Source organism: Permianibacter fluminis (genome assembly GCF_013179735.1).
GTDB classification, from domain to species: Bacteria; Pseudomonadota; Gammaproteobacteria; order Enterobacterales; family Permianibacteraceae; genus Permianibacter; species Permianibacter fluminis.
In genome coordinates this window covers 3,331,071-3,344,737 of the sequence record NZ_JABMEG010000001.1, presented here as the reverse complement: position 1 = coordinate 3,344,737, position 13,667 = coordinate 3,331,071, and the positions used below count along the sequence as shown (strand labels likewise).

The following is a 13,667-nucleotide window of genomic DNA, read 5'->3' as shown; positions in this document are numbered from 1 at the left end:
TGTGGGCAATTTGATGATCCCCCTTACTCGCATGCGCCGTCGTTCCAGCCTGTTGTTGATCAGCCTGTTCGCCTACTTGTGGTCCGCCACCAGTGTCGGCGAGGCCTTGCTCATTCATCAATTGGCCAAGCATCACAACGAAGCAACGGTAGTGGTGCCGGTCGATGCGGGCCGCGAGCTGATTTTTCATCACGCCGGTCACCAGGATGCCCACGAACCTACCGCGATCGACGTGCATGCACACGCCGACCAGCCCGCCGCGCATGCTCAAACCGACGATGGTCATCATGGCGACCACGTCGTCGTGCTCGACAATGACCAGCCCGCCAGTGCGTCGTTAATCAAAGATGTCAAATTCAACAATTTGCTGCTGACCCTTCCGGCCATCAGTTATGTGACATCGCTCAGCGGCACCCCGCTTGTCACGCTGGCATTGCGGCCAGCCCCCTCGACGCGCAACTCTGCACTCTCCACGCTGAAACTCACCCGCCTGTTGATCTGATTTCCCCTCGGCCGCGTTTTTGCGGCAATCCCTGCAGCAGCGCGCTGGCCATTCTTTTGGCATGGCCAGCCGCACGATTTTTCATTGCTACTTGGTTTTCGAGGATAGTCATGTCTTTTTCCCTATGGCGCAGTGCCGGCATTTCTGCCGGGCTTTTTGTCAGCTTGTTTTTTTTCAGTGTTGCCGCCCATTCAGCTGACGGCTTTTCCGTCACCGACGAGCAAATGCGCGCCCTTGGCGTTGAACTCATCACGCTGAAAGCCCAATCGGATGCCGCTGGCGCCCGTTTCCCGGCACAAGTCGTGTTGCCGCCCGATCAAGAGAATGTGCTGAGCGCACCATTTGCCGGTGTCATCACCCAAATGCTGGTTCAGGAAAATCAGAAAGTCAGCACTGGTACGGCATTGTTGGTACTGAGTGGCCCGGAATTTGGTGCCCTGCAGTTGGATCTGGTGCAGACCAGCAACCGGCTGCGGCTTGCCCGCGCCAGCCTGCAGCGCGATCAGGAGTTGTTCGCGGAAGGCATCATCCCGCGCCGCCGTCTGGATGAGAGTGATGCGGCTGCTCGCGACGCTGAAGCGGGGCAAACGCATAGCCGGGCCGCGTTGGCGTTAGCCGGTGTCGATGCCGTCCAGCTCGATCGCATTGCGACGTCCGCGGCCGTCAGCAATGAGTTGACTTTGAAAGCACAGCGCAGCGGCACCGTTGTCGCGCTGGCGGTGAAAACCGGCCAGCGGGTCAATGCGGCCGATCCCCTGCTGCGGTTAGTGCGATCCGAAAAACTCTGGCTGGATATTCAAGTACCCAGCGGCTCGGCTGTGCGCTGGCAGAAAGGTCAGCGCGTGCATGTTGTTGGCGGTGCCGAAGCCGAGGTGTTGAGCGCCAGTGCACTTACCAGCAGTGCTCAGACGGTCACCTTGCGCGCGCAGCTGCGTGCCGGTGCGAGCCCGCTGCGGCCGGGTGAGTTTGTGCAAGTGGAACTGCCCATTTCTGAAGCCTCCGCGTGGGAGGTTCCGCTCAGTGCCATCGCGCGTCACGACAATCACAGCTACGTATTTGTCCGTGACAGCGTCAACAAAGACAGCTTCGTTGCGGTGGCCGTGACGGTACTGGCCAACGCGGGTCAACGCGCTCAGATCCAGGGCGAGTTAAAAGTGGGCCAGCGCATTGCGGTGAGCAGTATTGTGGCGCTGAAAGCAGCATGGTTGGGCCTTGGCGGCGCTGAGGAGGAATAAACCATGCTGAGTCGTTTGGTTCAGTTCGCGCTGACGCAGCGAACCTTTATCTTGATTCTGACCGCCTTGCTGGCAGGCGTGGGTTGGTATGCATTTCGGCAGCTGCCGATTGACGCCTTTCCGGACGTTGCTAGCACGCAGGTAAAAATCATCCTGAAAGCACCGGGCATGACCCCGGAAGAAGTCGAGAGCCGAGTCGCAATCCCGATCGAAACCGAAATGCTCGGCATTCCGCAGCAAGAGATGCTGCGCACCACGGTCAAATACGGCATCGTTGATCTGACCCTCAATTTCGTCGATGGCACGGACATTTACTGGGCACGGCAACAAGTTGCGGAGCGCCTGTCCGGGATCATGTCGGAGTTGCCGAGTGAGCTGGAAGGCGGTATGGCGCCGATCACCACTCCGCTCGGCGAAATGTTTCAGTTTGTCGTCGACAATCCCAATATGAGTTTGATGGAGCGCAAAGCGCTGCTGGACTGGGTCATTCGCCCGGCGCTGCGGACGGTGCCGGGCGTTGCCGACGTCAATGTGCTGGGCGGCGTGACCCGCAGTTATGAAGTTATCCCTGATCCGGTGCAGATGGCGGCAGCGGCGCTGACGATTGATGATCTGCAGCAAGCGATTACCAAAAACAACCGTAACGATGGCGCTGGTCGTTTGCGCGAAGGCGGTGAAGTGTTGCTGGTCCGTAGCGAAGGCAATATTCGCGATCTGGACGATTTGCGCACCGTTGTGGTCGGCAATCGCGATGGCGTGCCACTGCGGCTTGGTGATGTTGCGGAACTGCGAATTGGTGAGCTCACCCGTAATGGCGTGGTCACCGACAGCGGCAAAGCCGAGGCTGTTGAAGGTTTGGTGCTCGGTTTGGCCGGTGCCAACGCGCGCGACGTCGTGACCGGCATCGAAGCAAAAATACGCGAGCTGCAGCCCGGGCTGCCGGAGGGAACCACGCTGCGGGTGTTTTACAACCGCGCGGCCTTGGTCGATCATGCGGTCGGCACGGTGGCCGAAGCGCTGGCCGAAGCCATCATTCTGGTACTGGTGCTGCTTGGTGTGTTCCTCGGTGATGTTCGCGCCGCAGTCACGGTCGCCGTGGTGTTGCCTTTATCTGCATTGGCCACGTTCATCCTGATGCGGCAAGTCGGCATGTCGGCCAATCTGATGAGTCTGGGCGGCTTGGCGATTGCCATCGGCATGTTGGTCGATGCGGCCGTTGTGGTGGTGGAAAACATTGTCCAGCATCTGGCGCATGATCCGAGCGCTGGCAAGCTGCCGCGCCTGCACGTGATCTATCGCGCCGTGCGCGAAGTGGCAGCGCCGGTGACCACCGGCATGGGCATCATCATCATCGTGTTTTTGCCCTTGCTGACCTTGCAGGGATTGGAAGGCAAATTCTTCGTGCCCGTGGCGCTGACCATTGCCTTTGCCTTGGCCAGTTCGCTGTTGCTGTCACTCACCGTCATTCCCGTGCTGGCGTCGTTCCTGCTCAAATCGGTCAAGCACGAAGACCCGTGGCTACCACGCACTTTGCAGCGGATCTATGAGCCCACCCTGCAGGCGGCGTTCCGGCAGCCGAAAGCCATTGCAATCGGTGCCGGTGTGATGCTGCTCGCCGCAACCGCCGTATATTTCGATGTTGGCAAGACGTTTATTCCGACGATGGACGAAGGCGATATCGTGGTCGGCATCGAGAAGCTGCCGACGGTCAGTTTGGAGGAGACCGCAGCGCTGGATCTGAAAATCCAGCAAGCCATCATGAACGCCGTGCCTGAGGTAACCGCCATTGTCGCGCGGGCGGGCTCGGATGAAATCGGCCTGGACCCGATGGGGCTGAACCAGACCGACACCTTTCTGGTGCTGAAGCCTCGTTCGGAATGGCGCATGCAAAGCAAGGAGCAATTGCTGGACGAACTGCGCAAGGTGCTGGATGAGCTGCCGGGTACGACTTACAGCTTCACGATGCCGATTGAGATGCGCGTTTCCGAAATGATTATCGGTGTGCGCGGCGATCTGGCGATCAAGATTTTTGGCCCGGAGCTGCCGGTCCTGAATCAGCTTGCGGCCGATATCGAGACCGCGGTGAAGACGGTGCCGGGCAACCAGGATGTCTACACGGTCGTCAATGATGGCGTTCAGTACCTGCGGGTGGTGGTCGATCGACTCGCTGCCGGCCGCTTTGATCTGTCGACCGAAGAGGTGCAGGAAGCGCTGCGGATGCAGATTCAAGGCACGGAGGCCGGCACGGTCATTGAAGGCAATCGTCGCACACCGATTCTCATCCGCGGCCCGGAAAATCTGCGTACCTCGCCGGGCGATTTTTCCCAGCTTCGCCTGACCACGGCCAGTGGCGAGACGGTGCCATTGACCAGCGTGGCTCGACTTGAGCGTACCGCCGGTCCGGTGAAAATCGATCGCGAACTGGGTAGTCGCTACAGCGTCGTGATTGCCAATGTCAGCGGTCGCGATTTGGTCGGTTTTGTTGAAGAGACCAAGCGCATCATTGCGGCACAAGTCAAACTGCCTGATGGCTACCGGATCAGTTTTGGTGGTCAATTCGAGAACCAGCAACGCGCGGCGGCGCGCTTGGGTATCGTTACCCCGCTGGCGCTGGTCCTGATTTTTCTGCTGCTGTTTTCCAGTTTCCGCTCGGTGCGGCAATCGTTGCTGGTTTTGAGCAACATTCCGTTTGCGCTGGTCGGCGGCATCTTCGCGCTCTGGTTGACCGGGGAATATCTGTCGGTGCCGGCCTCGGTTGGTTTCATTGCGCTGCTCGGCATCGCCGTTCTGAACGGTGTCGTGATGGTCAGCTACTTCAATCAGCTGCATGCGGAAGGTTTGTCGGTTGCCGAGGCGGTCCGTGTTGGCGCTATCCGCCGGTTGCGACCGGTCTTGATGACCGCGGCGATTACCGCGTTTGGTTTGATCCCGTTGCTATTCGCCAGTGGCCCGGGTTCGGAGATTCAGCGGCCCTTGGCGATTGTCGTGATCGGCGGCTTGATCACCGCCACGGCATTGACCCTGATTATCCTGCCGATGCTGTATGCCCGCTTTGCTTTCACCTCGACGCACACCCAAGAGGAGAAACACCATGACTGATGTCTGCCTGTTCTTGCTCGGTGCGCCCGAACTGGAAGAGCAGCTGCTCGACCAATTGCTGCTGCATCCGTTGATCCGTACTTTCACCAGCCAAGCCATCGCCAGTCATGGAGTCCACCCGTCTGAGCTGGATGCCAGTGAGCAGGTACTCGGTCGTGGCGACGGCGTATTGATCCAAGCCGTGCTCGCCGGCAGCGATGCCGACGCCTTGCTCACGGACTTACGCCGGCAACTGGCCGGTAGCAAATTGCGTTATTGGCTGTGCCCCGTCTTGACGCAAGGGGAAATCGAATGAAGTCTTTTTCTGTGATCGCGTTAAGCACATTTTTTGTATTGGGATTGCTGGTAGAGGCGATAGCGGCGGAAGCTGGTATGCCGACGCCACGCACAACAACTGAGCAAGCCATTCTCATCCCGGACATTTTGCCGGACACGCTTGTTGCCAAATGGCTGGCACAAGATCCGGTCATGCAGGCGGCGGACAGCTCGTTTTCAGTCAATGAAGCCGAGGCCGCGCAAGTCGATGCTTCGCCGTATGAGTGGACTGCAAACTTCAGCCGACAGCAACGCGCATACGAAACCGGACCGCACTCCAATGAGTGGAACTTCGGCATTGAGCGCACGTTTCGGCTGCCGGGAAAAGTCAGTGCGGATGAGGCTACCGCCAACGCGCTCCGGCACATCGCGCAGGCGCGTCGCAATCAGGACCGTCGACAAGCCATCGATGATTTGTACGCTGCCTGGTTTGATTGGCTACAAGCGCAATCGCGCCGGCAATTGCTGGCCGAGCAATACGGCGCGGCCAACCAGAGCGTTGCGGCCGTTACAGCACGAGTGCGCGGTGGTGATGCCGCGTTGCTCGAACAGAAACTGGCGGCGGCTGAGCTCAGTGCGATCGAAGGCGAGCTGCGCTCGGCGGAGATTGCCGAAACCTCCGCCTGGGCCATGCTGTCAGCACGCTACCCGGTGGAAGGCTATACCGCACCGGCCTTGCCCGACCCACAGCCCATCGTTCACGATGGCAGCTGGTGGCAGCAGCAAATCATTGCCGCCAGTGATGCGTTGGACGCAACTCGCGCGAACGTAGTCGCGGCGCAAGCCAGTGTTGACCGTGCTCGTGCCGATCGCGTACCGGACCCCACCATCGGCGTGTTTACCGGGCGTGAGGCCTTCGGCGATGAGCAGATTGTCGGCATCAATCTGAGCGTGCCCTTTCCCGGCGCACGACGGAGTCAGGAACTGCAAAAGCAACTGGCGCTGGCGGACAGCGCCAAGCAGCAACTGACACTACAGGAACGCCTGACAACCGGCGCAGCCCGCGCGGCTTACGCAACCGCTACCGGCACCTATGCGCGCTGGCAACTGGCGATCACGGCGGCCAGAACCCTGCAGGAAAATGCCCGGCTGATGCAGAAGGCTTATACCTTGGGCGAGCAGGATTTTCAGGCGCTGCTGTTGGCTCGCCGGCAAGCATTGACAGCGACTGAGTCGGAAGCGGCCGCCCGCATCGATGCCCTGCGCAGTTATGTGCGCTTGTTGCTGGACGCCAAGGTCATGGGGACGCGTTGGTGGGGTCGTCATGAAGCGCAGGCAGACGAGCCCTAGCGCGGTCGGATTTCGTGAGATAGCTGACCACAACGTGTGACCACACAACGAAGAGTCGATGACGATAAAGCGGACACGATAACCGTTTGCGGCCGTATCATTTTCGCCCTTGTCTCTTCGGGGTTGCGCCGGACTTGCCCGATCGGTCCGGCATTTTTCTTTGAGTTGAGATTATTTCGTGCCAAAAGCGTCCGCTCCGAAAACGCGATTTGATTTCGCTGTGCAGCGTTATGCGTTACTCGCCTTGTTGGCGGCTGCATTATTCGGCATCAGCACGCCGCTGGCGAAAGCCTTGATCGGCGACAGCTCGCCATGGTTGCTGGCCGGCCTGCTGTACCTCGGTTCGGGCAGTGGTTTGACGCTGGTGTGGCTGGTTCGGCGCGCCAACACCACGAGCACCAGCCCGGCATTGGCCGCTGGCGATTGGCCGGCGCTGGCAGGTGCGGTGCTCGCCGGTGGCATCATTGCGCCGGTATTGCTGATGACCGGACTGGCGCAGTCGACGGCCTCCAGCGCGGCCCTGCTGCTGAACCTCGAAGGCGTGCTGACTACGGTACTGGCCGTGCTGCTGTTCCGGGAAGCGGTAGCGGCCCGGATCTGGTGGGGCGTTGCACTGACGGTGCTGGCCGGTGCGCTGCTGTCGTGGACGGACGGAGTGTTGTCGTGGCAGGCGCTGGCAGTGGCCGGTGCCTGCTTTTTTTGGGCGATCGACAACAACGTCACTCGCAAGATCTCCGCCAACGATGCTGTGTTGCTGGCGCTAATCAAAGGTCTGGTCGCCGGCGTGGTCAATGTCACCATTGCCTTGGCGCTCGGCGCGACCATGCCTGACCTCCCAAAGGTGACAGCGCTGCTGTTGCTCGGTTTCTTCTGCTACGGCCTCAGTTTGGTGTTGTTTGTGCTCGCCTTACGGCATCTGGGCAGTGCGCGCACTGCTGCCCATTTCAGTACCGCACCCTTTCTCGGTGCGGCGGTTGCTATCGTGCTGCTGGGTGAGCCGCTGACCCTGATGTTTGTGCTGGCGTTTGCCCTGATGCTGGTCGCGACCTGGTTGGTGCTGACGGAGCAGCACAGTCACGAGCATCATCACGAACGCTTGGTGCATCGCCATCCCCATTGCCATGACGACCATCATCAGCATGGGCACGACGGCAGCGAAGGGCCTGAGCCACATGATCATGAGCATGTCCACGAGCCCATAACGCATCGCCATTCGCATCTGCCGGATATTCATCACCGGCACGAACACTGATTGATGGCGGCTGAATAGTATTTCACTGAGAGAAGCACTAACCATGAGTTCAAATTGTTCTTACTGGAAGAAAATAGGCCCAGTCTTGGCTTTGTTGCTGCTGGCACTGGCAGGCACTGCTTGGGGCCATGGCGTCGCCGATGCCGACAAGGCCTTTATCCAGCAAAGCAGCGGTGTGCAGTTTGTGGCGTTCCTTTACCTCGGCGCCAAGCACATGATCACCGGCTACGATCATCTGCTGTTTCTGTTCGGGGTGATTTTCTTCCTGTATCGAGTGAAAGACGTTGGCCTGTACGTCACCCTGTTCGCGCTGGGTCATAGCATCACCTTGCTGCTGGGTGTGCTGCTGCAGTGGCAAGTGAATGCCTATCTGATCGACGCCATCATCGGCTTTTCGGTGGTCTACAAGGCGCTCGACAATCTGGGCGCCTGGCAGCAATGGTTCGGTGTGCAACCGGATACGCGCGCCGCCGTCCTGATCTTCGGCTTGTTTCACGGTATGGGGCTGGCGACCAAGCTGCAAGAATTCGCCCTAGCCGGCGACGGCCTGGTCAGCAATCTGATTGCCTTCAATCTAGGCGTCGAGGTTGGTCAGTTTCTGGCACTGTGCGGCATCTTGATCGCAATGGCGGCTTGGCGACTGAGCTCAAACTTTTCTCGGCACGCATTCGCCGCCAACACCGTGCTGATGAGCGCAGGATTTCTGCTGATGGGCTATCAGCTTATTGGCTATTTCTATATTTCCTGACTCCACATTCGCCCACCACCTGCCAACGAACTGATAGTTAACAAACGAAGAGACTGATTTCATGAGCCAAACACCTGAACAGATTTCCGTTCGCAAGCTCCTCTACGCAAGCGCTGCCGCGGCAGCGGCTGCCATCTTGATTTTGCTCACTGCCGTATTGCCGGCCGAGTTTGGGATCGACCCGACCGGTATTGGCGAGGCACTGGGACTGAAGCGCGTGGGCGAACTGAAGCAAGCGCACGCGCCAACGGCTAGCCCATCCGCTTTACCGATACCACCTGCTGCCACCGAGCCGGCCGTGACCGAGGTGGAACCCACTGCCGCGCCCGTATCGGCAATACAGCACAACGAATTCGACATTACGTTACAGCCAGGCGAAGGTGTCGAATACAAGGCCACCATGCGTGTCGGTCAATCGATGCATTACCGTTGGACGACTGATCAGGGCGAGCTCTATTTCGATTTTCATGGCGATGCCGAGAACGCCAAAAATGGTGAATTCACCAGCTACAAAGAGGCCACTGACAGCAGCGACAGCGGTGATTTCACCGCGAGCTTCAATGGTATTCACGGTTGGTATTGGAAGAATCGCACCGGCAAGGTGATCCAGGTGCACCTGCAAACGGAAGGCAATTACCTCAGCATCGACCGGATACATTGAGCCGCGCTGAGCGGTTGTCGCTCGGCATGTCAATCAAGGTGTTGACACGCCAGACAAGCGCCACAAGCAAAGACGGCGCAAAGCAACGTGCAACGCGCTGTCGCCTTTGGCTTAGCTAGGGTCGATGAAGTTTTCGAGTCGCCATTGATGGGCGTGCTGCTCATGACTTGCCAGCATCGTCAATTGCCAGCCGCGCAGCGCATCCTCTGGTAATTGACCGGCCAGCGAGTGACTTTCGTTGCTATCGGCATGCAGCTGCAAGGTTTCGCTGAGACCATTATTGCTAAAGGTCACCGTCAGCTTGATCGCCGACAGCGCCAGTGGCTGTTTGTTTTCAGTCAGCGGATAGGCATAGAGCCATTGCGTGCCTTCGTGCTCGTGCCGAACCAGCTCAATGGCCAAGTCGCGATCTTCAAACAGCATGCCGCCGTGAGGGCCATGCGGCAACAGCCCTTCTTCAACATGCTCATCGGCGCCGTGTGGGCCATGGGCATGTTCGATCTGATTGGCAAACGCTGGTGGTTCGGGTGAGCGATACATCCAAGTAGCCACGGCGAGCGCGCCGAACGCGAGCAAGCGGACCAGATACACGGTGTTCTCTTTGCCCATGGCAACCCCGATACCAAAGTGATCCCGTACAGTGTAGAACCACACTGAACAACATCGTTCGCCTTAGCGCGCAGCGGCCTGTTGCGATGGCTGGTTACTGCACGCCAGTCTAAGAGAACTGTCAACAATGCATTCACTGGTAGGCGGTCGACAGACATTCGCGTTGACGCCGGGTTAGCGCGGCAACAGCCGGGCACTGGTGACGCCTGACAGAAACGTTAGTATCGCCACCGCAATCACTGCCGCTTGCACACCAAAGCCATCGGCAATCAATCCGGACAGCAGTGCACCAATGGCGTAACCACTGTCACGCCAGAAGCGATAAACACCGATGGCGCTGCCGCGCCAACTGGGGTGGGCAATGTCGCCGATAGCAGCAATCAAGGTCGGGTACACCATTGCCGTGCCGACACCAAGCAGGAAAAGCCCTGAGATTAGCCATGCTACTTGAACAGATACGGCAACGATCGCAATACCGACCGCTTGCGTCCACATGCCGCCCACGATCAGTCCGCGTCGACCAAAGCGGTCCGATGCCGGCCCCGTGAAGATCTGACTGATGCCCCAGACGATGGGGTACAGCGCCGCTAACAAACCGATCTCAGTGAGTTTGAGATGCGCGGCGGCGAACAATACCGGAAACAAACCCCAAGCCATGCCGTCGTTCAAATTGTTGACGAGCCCAGCCTGATTGATGGCAAACAAACGGCGGTCGCGCCACGATGCCTGCCGGAAAATCTCACGTGCGGACAACGCGATTGCGGGTTGTGAATCTCCGTGACCAGCGACTTCAAGATCGGCGTACGGTTTGGTTTCGCGTATCAGCAACGTTGACAACAGCAGGCCCAGCGCGACAAATGCGATGCCCATATAGAACGGTTGTGGCCGCAAGCCGTAATGCCCGGCGACCCAGCCGGTCGCCAGCGCCGCAAGACCGACAGCGATGTAGCCGGCGAACTCGTTCAAGCCCATCGCGAGGCCGCGATTTTTCGCGCCGACGAGATCGATTTTCATGATGATCGTGGTTGACCAGGTCAGCCCTTGGCTGATCCCCAGCAAGACGTTGGCAAACAAGATCCACGCCCAGCTCGGTGCCCACATCAGCAAGAACGGTACCGGTGCTGCAATCCACCAACCGATGACCAGTATGGTTTTGCGACCGCTACGATCAGAAAAATGACCGGCCAGATAGTTTGTAATGGCTTTGCTGATGCCAAATACGGCGATGAACGACAGCATTGCGGTATGCGCTAGCACCGCAAACTCTTGCTCGGCCAACAGCGGCAAAATGCTGCGCTCCATGCCGATCATCGCGCCAACAAACGCGTTGATTAGCACCAGCAGGGAAAATTGTTGCCAGTTCTCGCGCAGGCCGTGCCGAATGGGCTCGCCCGCGGATGGCGTAAGCGTGGAAGTCACGGCGCCGAAGCGGAAGCAAGCCCACAATTGCGCGCGAGCATCTGCGCCATCAGCGCCGGCTTGAGTGGGATCGTCGGTAGCAGTTCAGCAATAAATTGCTCGCGTGTGGCCACTCCGAGCATCGTGTTCCAGCGCCGTTCAAACCCCAGCGTTGATGCAGGCTTGCCAGAGAGCCCGGCACCGCACAGGCTGCCCGCTTTGTGGCCCGGGTAGATTTCGATGGCGTCCGGCAACGGCAACAGTTTTCGTTGCAAGGAGTCAAACAAAAGGCCCGCCATCTCGGCTTCTCGCCCCGCCAGATCGGGCCGGCCTACGGCGCCGACAAACAGTGTATCGCCCGTCAGCACAAACCAGGGTTCATCACCACGGCGTCGGTCGGTTACCAGCAGGCACATGCTTTCTGGGGTATGACCTGGCGTATGCAAGATCTGCAGGGAGACATTGCCGATGCTCAGCACCTCACCGTCGTGCAAGGCAGTGAATGGAAAACTGACGACGTCTGCAGCGGACTGATGCAGGCAATACGGGGCTGCCGTGCGGCGAGCGAGCTCGGCGCCGCCCGAATAGTGATCCGCGTGCAAATGGGTATCGATGACATAACTGATTTCGACATTTGCCGCTTTCGCCTGCTCAATGAACCAGTCCTCATCGCCAGCCACCACGTCCACTGCGACGGCTTTGCCCAAGCCGCCACAGCCAAAAAAATACGACAGTGAGGCATCCTTGCTGTGTAATTGCTGAAAGAACATGAGGGCGCCCCTAAATCACCATGACTTTGTCGGCCCAGGCCGTCCACTCGCACAATTCAGTCAGTGAGCTACGATGAGCGCCTGCCATCAATTCCGCATCGCTAATGCCGCGGGCATTCAGGCAACTACTGCAAACACCGACGGCATTGCCGTCATGGGTAGCTAGTAGCTTGTCGAGCATCAGTTGCAGGTTGTAGAAACCTTCCGGCACTTGCTGACCGGCTTTGGCGCAAAGCACCGCGTCACCAAACAAAAATATTTTCACTTCACTGTCCGGTAGCTTGGCCATCGCACCGGCCCAGCGCAGCGTGTTGTAGGTGTGTTCGCTGCCATAGGCGGCATCATTCAGAACAAATAGCGCTTTCATGTTTCCCCCTCAGTCGGCGACTTACGGCTTAGCCGGCCAATGGCAAGCCTTTGGCGCGCCACTCGGCGACACCATCATCCAACCGGAATGCTTCGCGACCGTGCTCACGTAGCAGCGCTACCGCGTCGAGTGCCATCAAACAAAACGGTCCGCGGCAATAGGCAACAATGGGGCGGTCAGCGGGCAGTTCGGCCAATCGCCGTTTCAAATCCGCCAGCGGCATCGATTGGGCAAACGGCAAATGGCTGGTGTCGTATTCCTGCGTTGGTCGCACATCCAGCACCAGCACTTCGCCTCGTTCGGCCTGTGCCAACAGCGAGGCACCGGTAAACGGCATCAACTCATCCGGTGTTGCCAGCAAGGACTGCATGGCCACTTGCAATTCGGTCAGTCGACTTTCCGCAAGCGTCCGGCTCGTCACCCAGAACGCCGCAACATCGGGCGCGCTGAGCCGGTAAAGCCGACGCTGACCATCCGGCCGCACATCGACCAACCGAGCAATCCGGAGCTCCTTCAGGTGGGCGCTGGCCAGCTTGACGCTGATGGACGCCTGTTCTGCTAGCAGCTCGACCGGCTTCTCGCCTTGGCACAGCAACTCCAGCAGCTCCAGCCGTTTCGGGCTGGACATGGCTTTCCCCAAGCGGGCGACTTGGCCGTAGAGGGTGTCTTTGAGCGTACGGGTATCGTTCATGGGTATATATTCTAACGACTATTAGAATTTGGCAAGCGCCCTTGCTGAATGCTTGCCCCAGGCGTGGTGCTTAGGTCACGGTCAATGTCCAGCACTTGGAGTGCGTCAACGACGTTGTCCGTTCAATTACCGTCATTTGCGCGCAAGGGACCGAGCATTCGACGAAGCCAACGAGGTCGAGCTAATTGACTTGCCGCCGGATGAACTGCTGCCGCGGCTGGAAGGAGGCAACGTCTATCTGCTAGAACAAGCGGAGCGGGCGGCACAACATTATTTTCGGAAAGGTAGGCAGAAACGCGGCATAGCGCTCAGCGCGGGTTTGGCTCCAATGCTTGGAGCAGCTTAGTTGTTGTGAGGTAGTCACATGCAGCTCGATACAGAGCATCTGCATTGGGCACGGGCTGTCGCTGTAACGCCGCAAGCAGTTTCTCCGGTTGAAAACCCAGTCGGTGAGCATTGATAGCCACATGGATCAGCTGCAGTTGGAGGGTTTCCACTGCGTGCTCCTGATCGAGGAGACGCTGTTGTAGAGTCAAGCAACGTGCATTGATGTCTTGTGAAGACCGTGTGTCCTTTCCGGTTAGCGCGGTTGGTAGTGCCGCCGCAATCAACGCCTGTCGGGTTGGTGTCGACAGTGCATTGCGACTGCCTAGGCCAAGCTTACGGGTGAGCGCTGAAATCGTGAACGCACTGGACGGAGCGTCACTATCGGTAAGTTCTCGCAATAAGG

The 13,667-nt window shown here is 58.8% G+C and carries 15 protein-coding genes; 9 read left to right on the top strand and 6 right to left on the bottom strand.

Annotated elements, in window-relative coordinates; all coding sequences use genetic code 11:
• The first annotated feature begins 1 nt into the window (after position 1).
• Positions 2–502: a hypothetical protein gene (locus tag HPT27_RS14670; protein WP_172244739.1), complete on the top strand. Its 501-nt coding sequence runs from the start codon at positions 2–4 to the stop codon at positions 500–502.
• Here the strand turns inward: HPT27_RS14670 and HPT27_RS19515 are convergent.
• Positions 483–614 carry a hypothetical protein gene (locus HPT27_RS19515; RefSeq protein WP_268935749.1) on the bottom strand — a complete coding sequence of 44 codons (132 nt, stop codon included), beginning with the start codon at positions 612–614 and terminating at the stop codon, positions 483–485. The genes HPT27_RS14670 and HPT27_RS19515 overlap by 20 nt on opposite strands.
• Here HPT27_RS19515 and HPT27_RS14665 point away from each other — a divergent pair.
• The 7 genes from HPT27_RS14665 (at position 613) to HPT27_RS14635 (ending at position 9,102) form a co-directional block, all read left to right on the top strand.
• Positions 613–1,737, top strand: coding sequence for an efflux RND transporter periplasmic adaptor subunit (locus HPT27_RS14665; protein ID WP_172244737.1), 1,125 nt, complete (start codon positions 613–615; stop codon positions 1,735–1,737). The genes HPT27_RS19515 and HPT27_RS14665 overlap by 2 nt on opposite strands.
• A 3-nt stretch (positions 1,738–1,740) precedes the next feature.
• Positions 1,741–4,836 (top strand): efflux RND transporter permease subunit, encoded by a 3,096-nt coding sequence (locus HPT27_RS14660; protein ID WP_172244735.1) that lies wholly within the window; start codon positions 1,741–1,743, stop codon positions 4,834–4,836.
• Positions 4,829–5,131 (top strand): DUF3240 family protein, encoded by a 303-nt coding sequence (locus HPT27_RS14655; RefSeq protein WP_172244733.1) that lies wholly within the window; start codon positions 4,829–4,831, stop codon positions 5,129–5,131. Before HPT27_RS14660 ends, HPT27_RS14655 begins: the two co-directional genes overlap by 8 nt.
• A 77-nt stretch (positions 5,132–5,208) precedes the next feature.
• Positions 5,209–6,441, top strand: coding sequence for a TolC family protein (locus HPT27_RS14650; RefSeq protein WP_172244731.1), 1,233 nt, complete (start codon positions 5,209–5,211; stop codon positions 6,439–6,441).
• 220 nt (positions 6,442–6,661) lie between these two features.
• On the top strand, positions 6,662–7,693 hold the full coding sequence (locus tag HPT27_RS14645) for a DMT family transporter (RefSeq protein WP_172245411.1): 1,032 nt from the start codon (positions 6,662–6,664) through the stop codon (positions 7,691–7,693).
• A gap of 43 nt (positions 7,694–7,736) precedes the next feature.
• On the top strand, positions 7,737–8,441 hold the full coding sequence (locus tag HPT27_RS14640) for a HupE/UreJ family protein (protein WP_172244729.1): 705 nt from the start codon (positions 7,737–7,739) through the stop codon (positions 8,439–8,441).
• 61 nt (positions 8,442–8,502) lie between these two features.
• Positions 8,503–9,102 (top strand): hypothetical protein, encoded by a 600-nt coding sequence (locus HPT27_RS14635; RefSeq protein ID WP_172244727.1) that lies wholly within the window; start codon positions 8,503–8,505, stop codon positions 9,100–9,102.
• 111 nt (positions 9,103–9,213) lie between these two features.
• Here the strand turns inward: HPT27_RS14635 and HPT27_RS14630 are convergent, their stop codons facing one another.
• From HPT27_RS14630 to HPT27_RS14610, 5 genes are all read right to left on the bottom strand, one after another.
• Positions 9,214–9,756, bottom strand: coding sequence for a hypothetical protein (locus HPT27_RS14630; protein ID WP_172244725.1), 543 nt, complete (start codon positions 9,754–9,756; stop codon positions 9,214–9,216).
• 129 nt (positions 9,757–9,885) lie between these two features.
• Entirely contained in the window at positions 9,886–11,130 is a 1,245-nt protein-coding gene (locus HPT27_RS14625) for an MFS transporter (RefSeq protein ID WP_211197978.1), read from the bottom strand.
• Positions 11,127–11,879, bottom strand: coding sequence for an MBL fold metallo-hydrolase (locus tag HPT27_RS14620; protein ID WP_172244723.1), 753 nt, complete (start codon positions 11,877–11,879; stop codon positions 11,127–11,129). Before HPT27_RS14620 ends, HPT27_RS14625 begins: the two co-directional genes overlap by 4 nt.
• Before the next feature lie 10 nt (positions 11,880–11,889).
• Positions 11,890–12,246 (bottom strand): DsrE/DsrF/TusD sulfur relay family protein, encoded by a 357-nt coding sequence (locus HPT27_RS14615; protein ID WP_172244721.1) that lies wholly within the window; start codon positions 12,244–12,246, stop codon positions 11,890–11,892.
• 28 nt (positions 12,247–12,274) lie between these two features.
• Positions 12,275–12,937, bottom strand: a complete 663-nt coding sequence (locus HPT27_RS14610; RefSeq protein ID WP_172244719.1) for an ArsR/SmtB family transcription factor — start codon at positions 12,935–12,937, stop codon at positions 12,275–12,277.
• A gap of 100 nt (positions 12,938–13,037) precedes the next feature.
• Between HPT27_RS14610 and HPT27_RS19720 the strand changes: the two genes are divergently transcribed.
• Positions 13,038–13,283 (top strand): hypothetical protein, encoded by a 246-nt coding sequence (locus HPT27_RS19720; RefSeq protein ID WP_211197977.1) that lies wholly within the window; start codon positions 13,038–13,040, stop codon positions 13,281–13,283.
• The last annotated feature ends 384 nt before the right edge of the window (positions 13,284–13,667 follow it).

Excerpts from the sequence above, each read along its gene's own strand:
- HPT27_RS14635 (WP_172244727.1), top strand. The coding sequence starts at position 8,503 with ATGAGCCAAACACCTGAACAGATTTCCGTTCGCAAGCTCCTCTACGCA.
- HPT27_RS14640 (WP_172244729.1), top strand. The coding sequence starts at position 7,737 with ATGAGTTCAAATTGTTCTTACTGGAAGAAAATAGGCCCAGTCTTGGCT.
- HPT27_RS14650 (WP_172244731.1), top strand. The coding sequence starts at position 5,209 with ATGCCGACGCCACGCACAACAACTGAGCAAGCCATTCTCATCCCGGAC.
- HPT27_RS14620 (WP_172244723.1), bottom strand. The coding sequence starts at position 11,879 with ATGTTCTTTCAGCAATTACACAGCAAGGATGCCTCACTGTCGTATTTT.
- HPT27_RS14610 (WP_172244719.1), bottom strand. The coding sequence starts at position 12,937 with ATGAACGATACCCGTACGCTCAAAGACACCCTCTACGGCCAAGTCGCC.
- HPT27_RS14615 (WP_172244721.1), bottom strand. The coding sequence starts at position 12,246 with ATGAAAGCGCTATTTGTTCTGAATGATGCCGCCTATGGCAGCGAACAC.
- HPT27_RS19515 (WP_268935749.1), bottom strand. The coding sequence starts at position 614 with ATGACTATCCTCGAAAACCAAGTAGCAATGAAAAATCGTGCGGCTGGC.
- HPT27_RS14660 (WP_172244735.1), top strand. The coding sequence starts at position 1,741 with ATGCTGAGTCGTTTGGTTCAGTTCGCGCTGACGCAGCGAACCTTTATC.
- HPT27_RS14665 (WP_172244737.1), top strand. The coding sequence starts at position 613 with ATGTCTTTTTCCCTATGGCGCAGTGCCGGCATTTCTGCCGGGCTTTTT.
- HPT27_RS14655 (WP_172244733.1), top strand. The coding sequence starts at position 4,829 with ATGACTGATGTCTGCCTGTTCTTGCTCGGTGCGCCCGAACTGGAAGAG.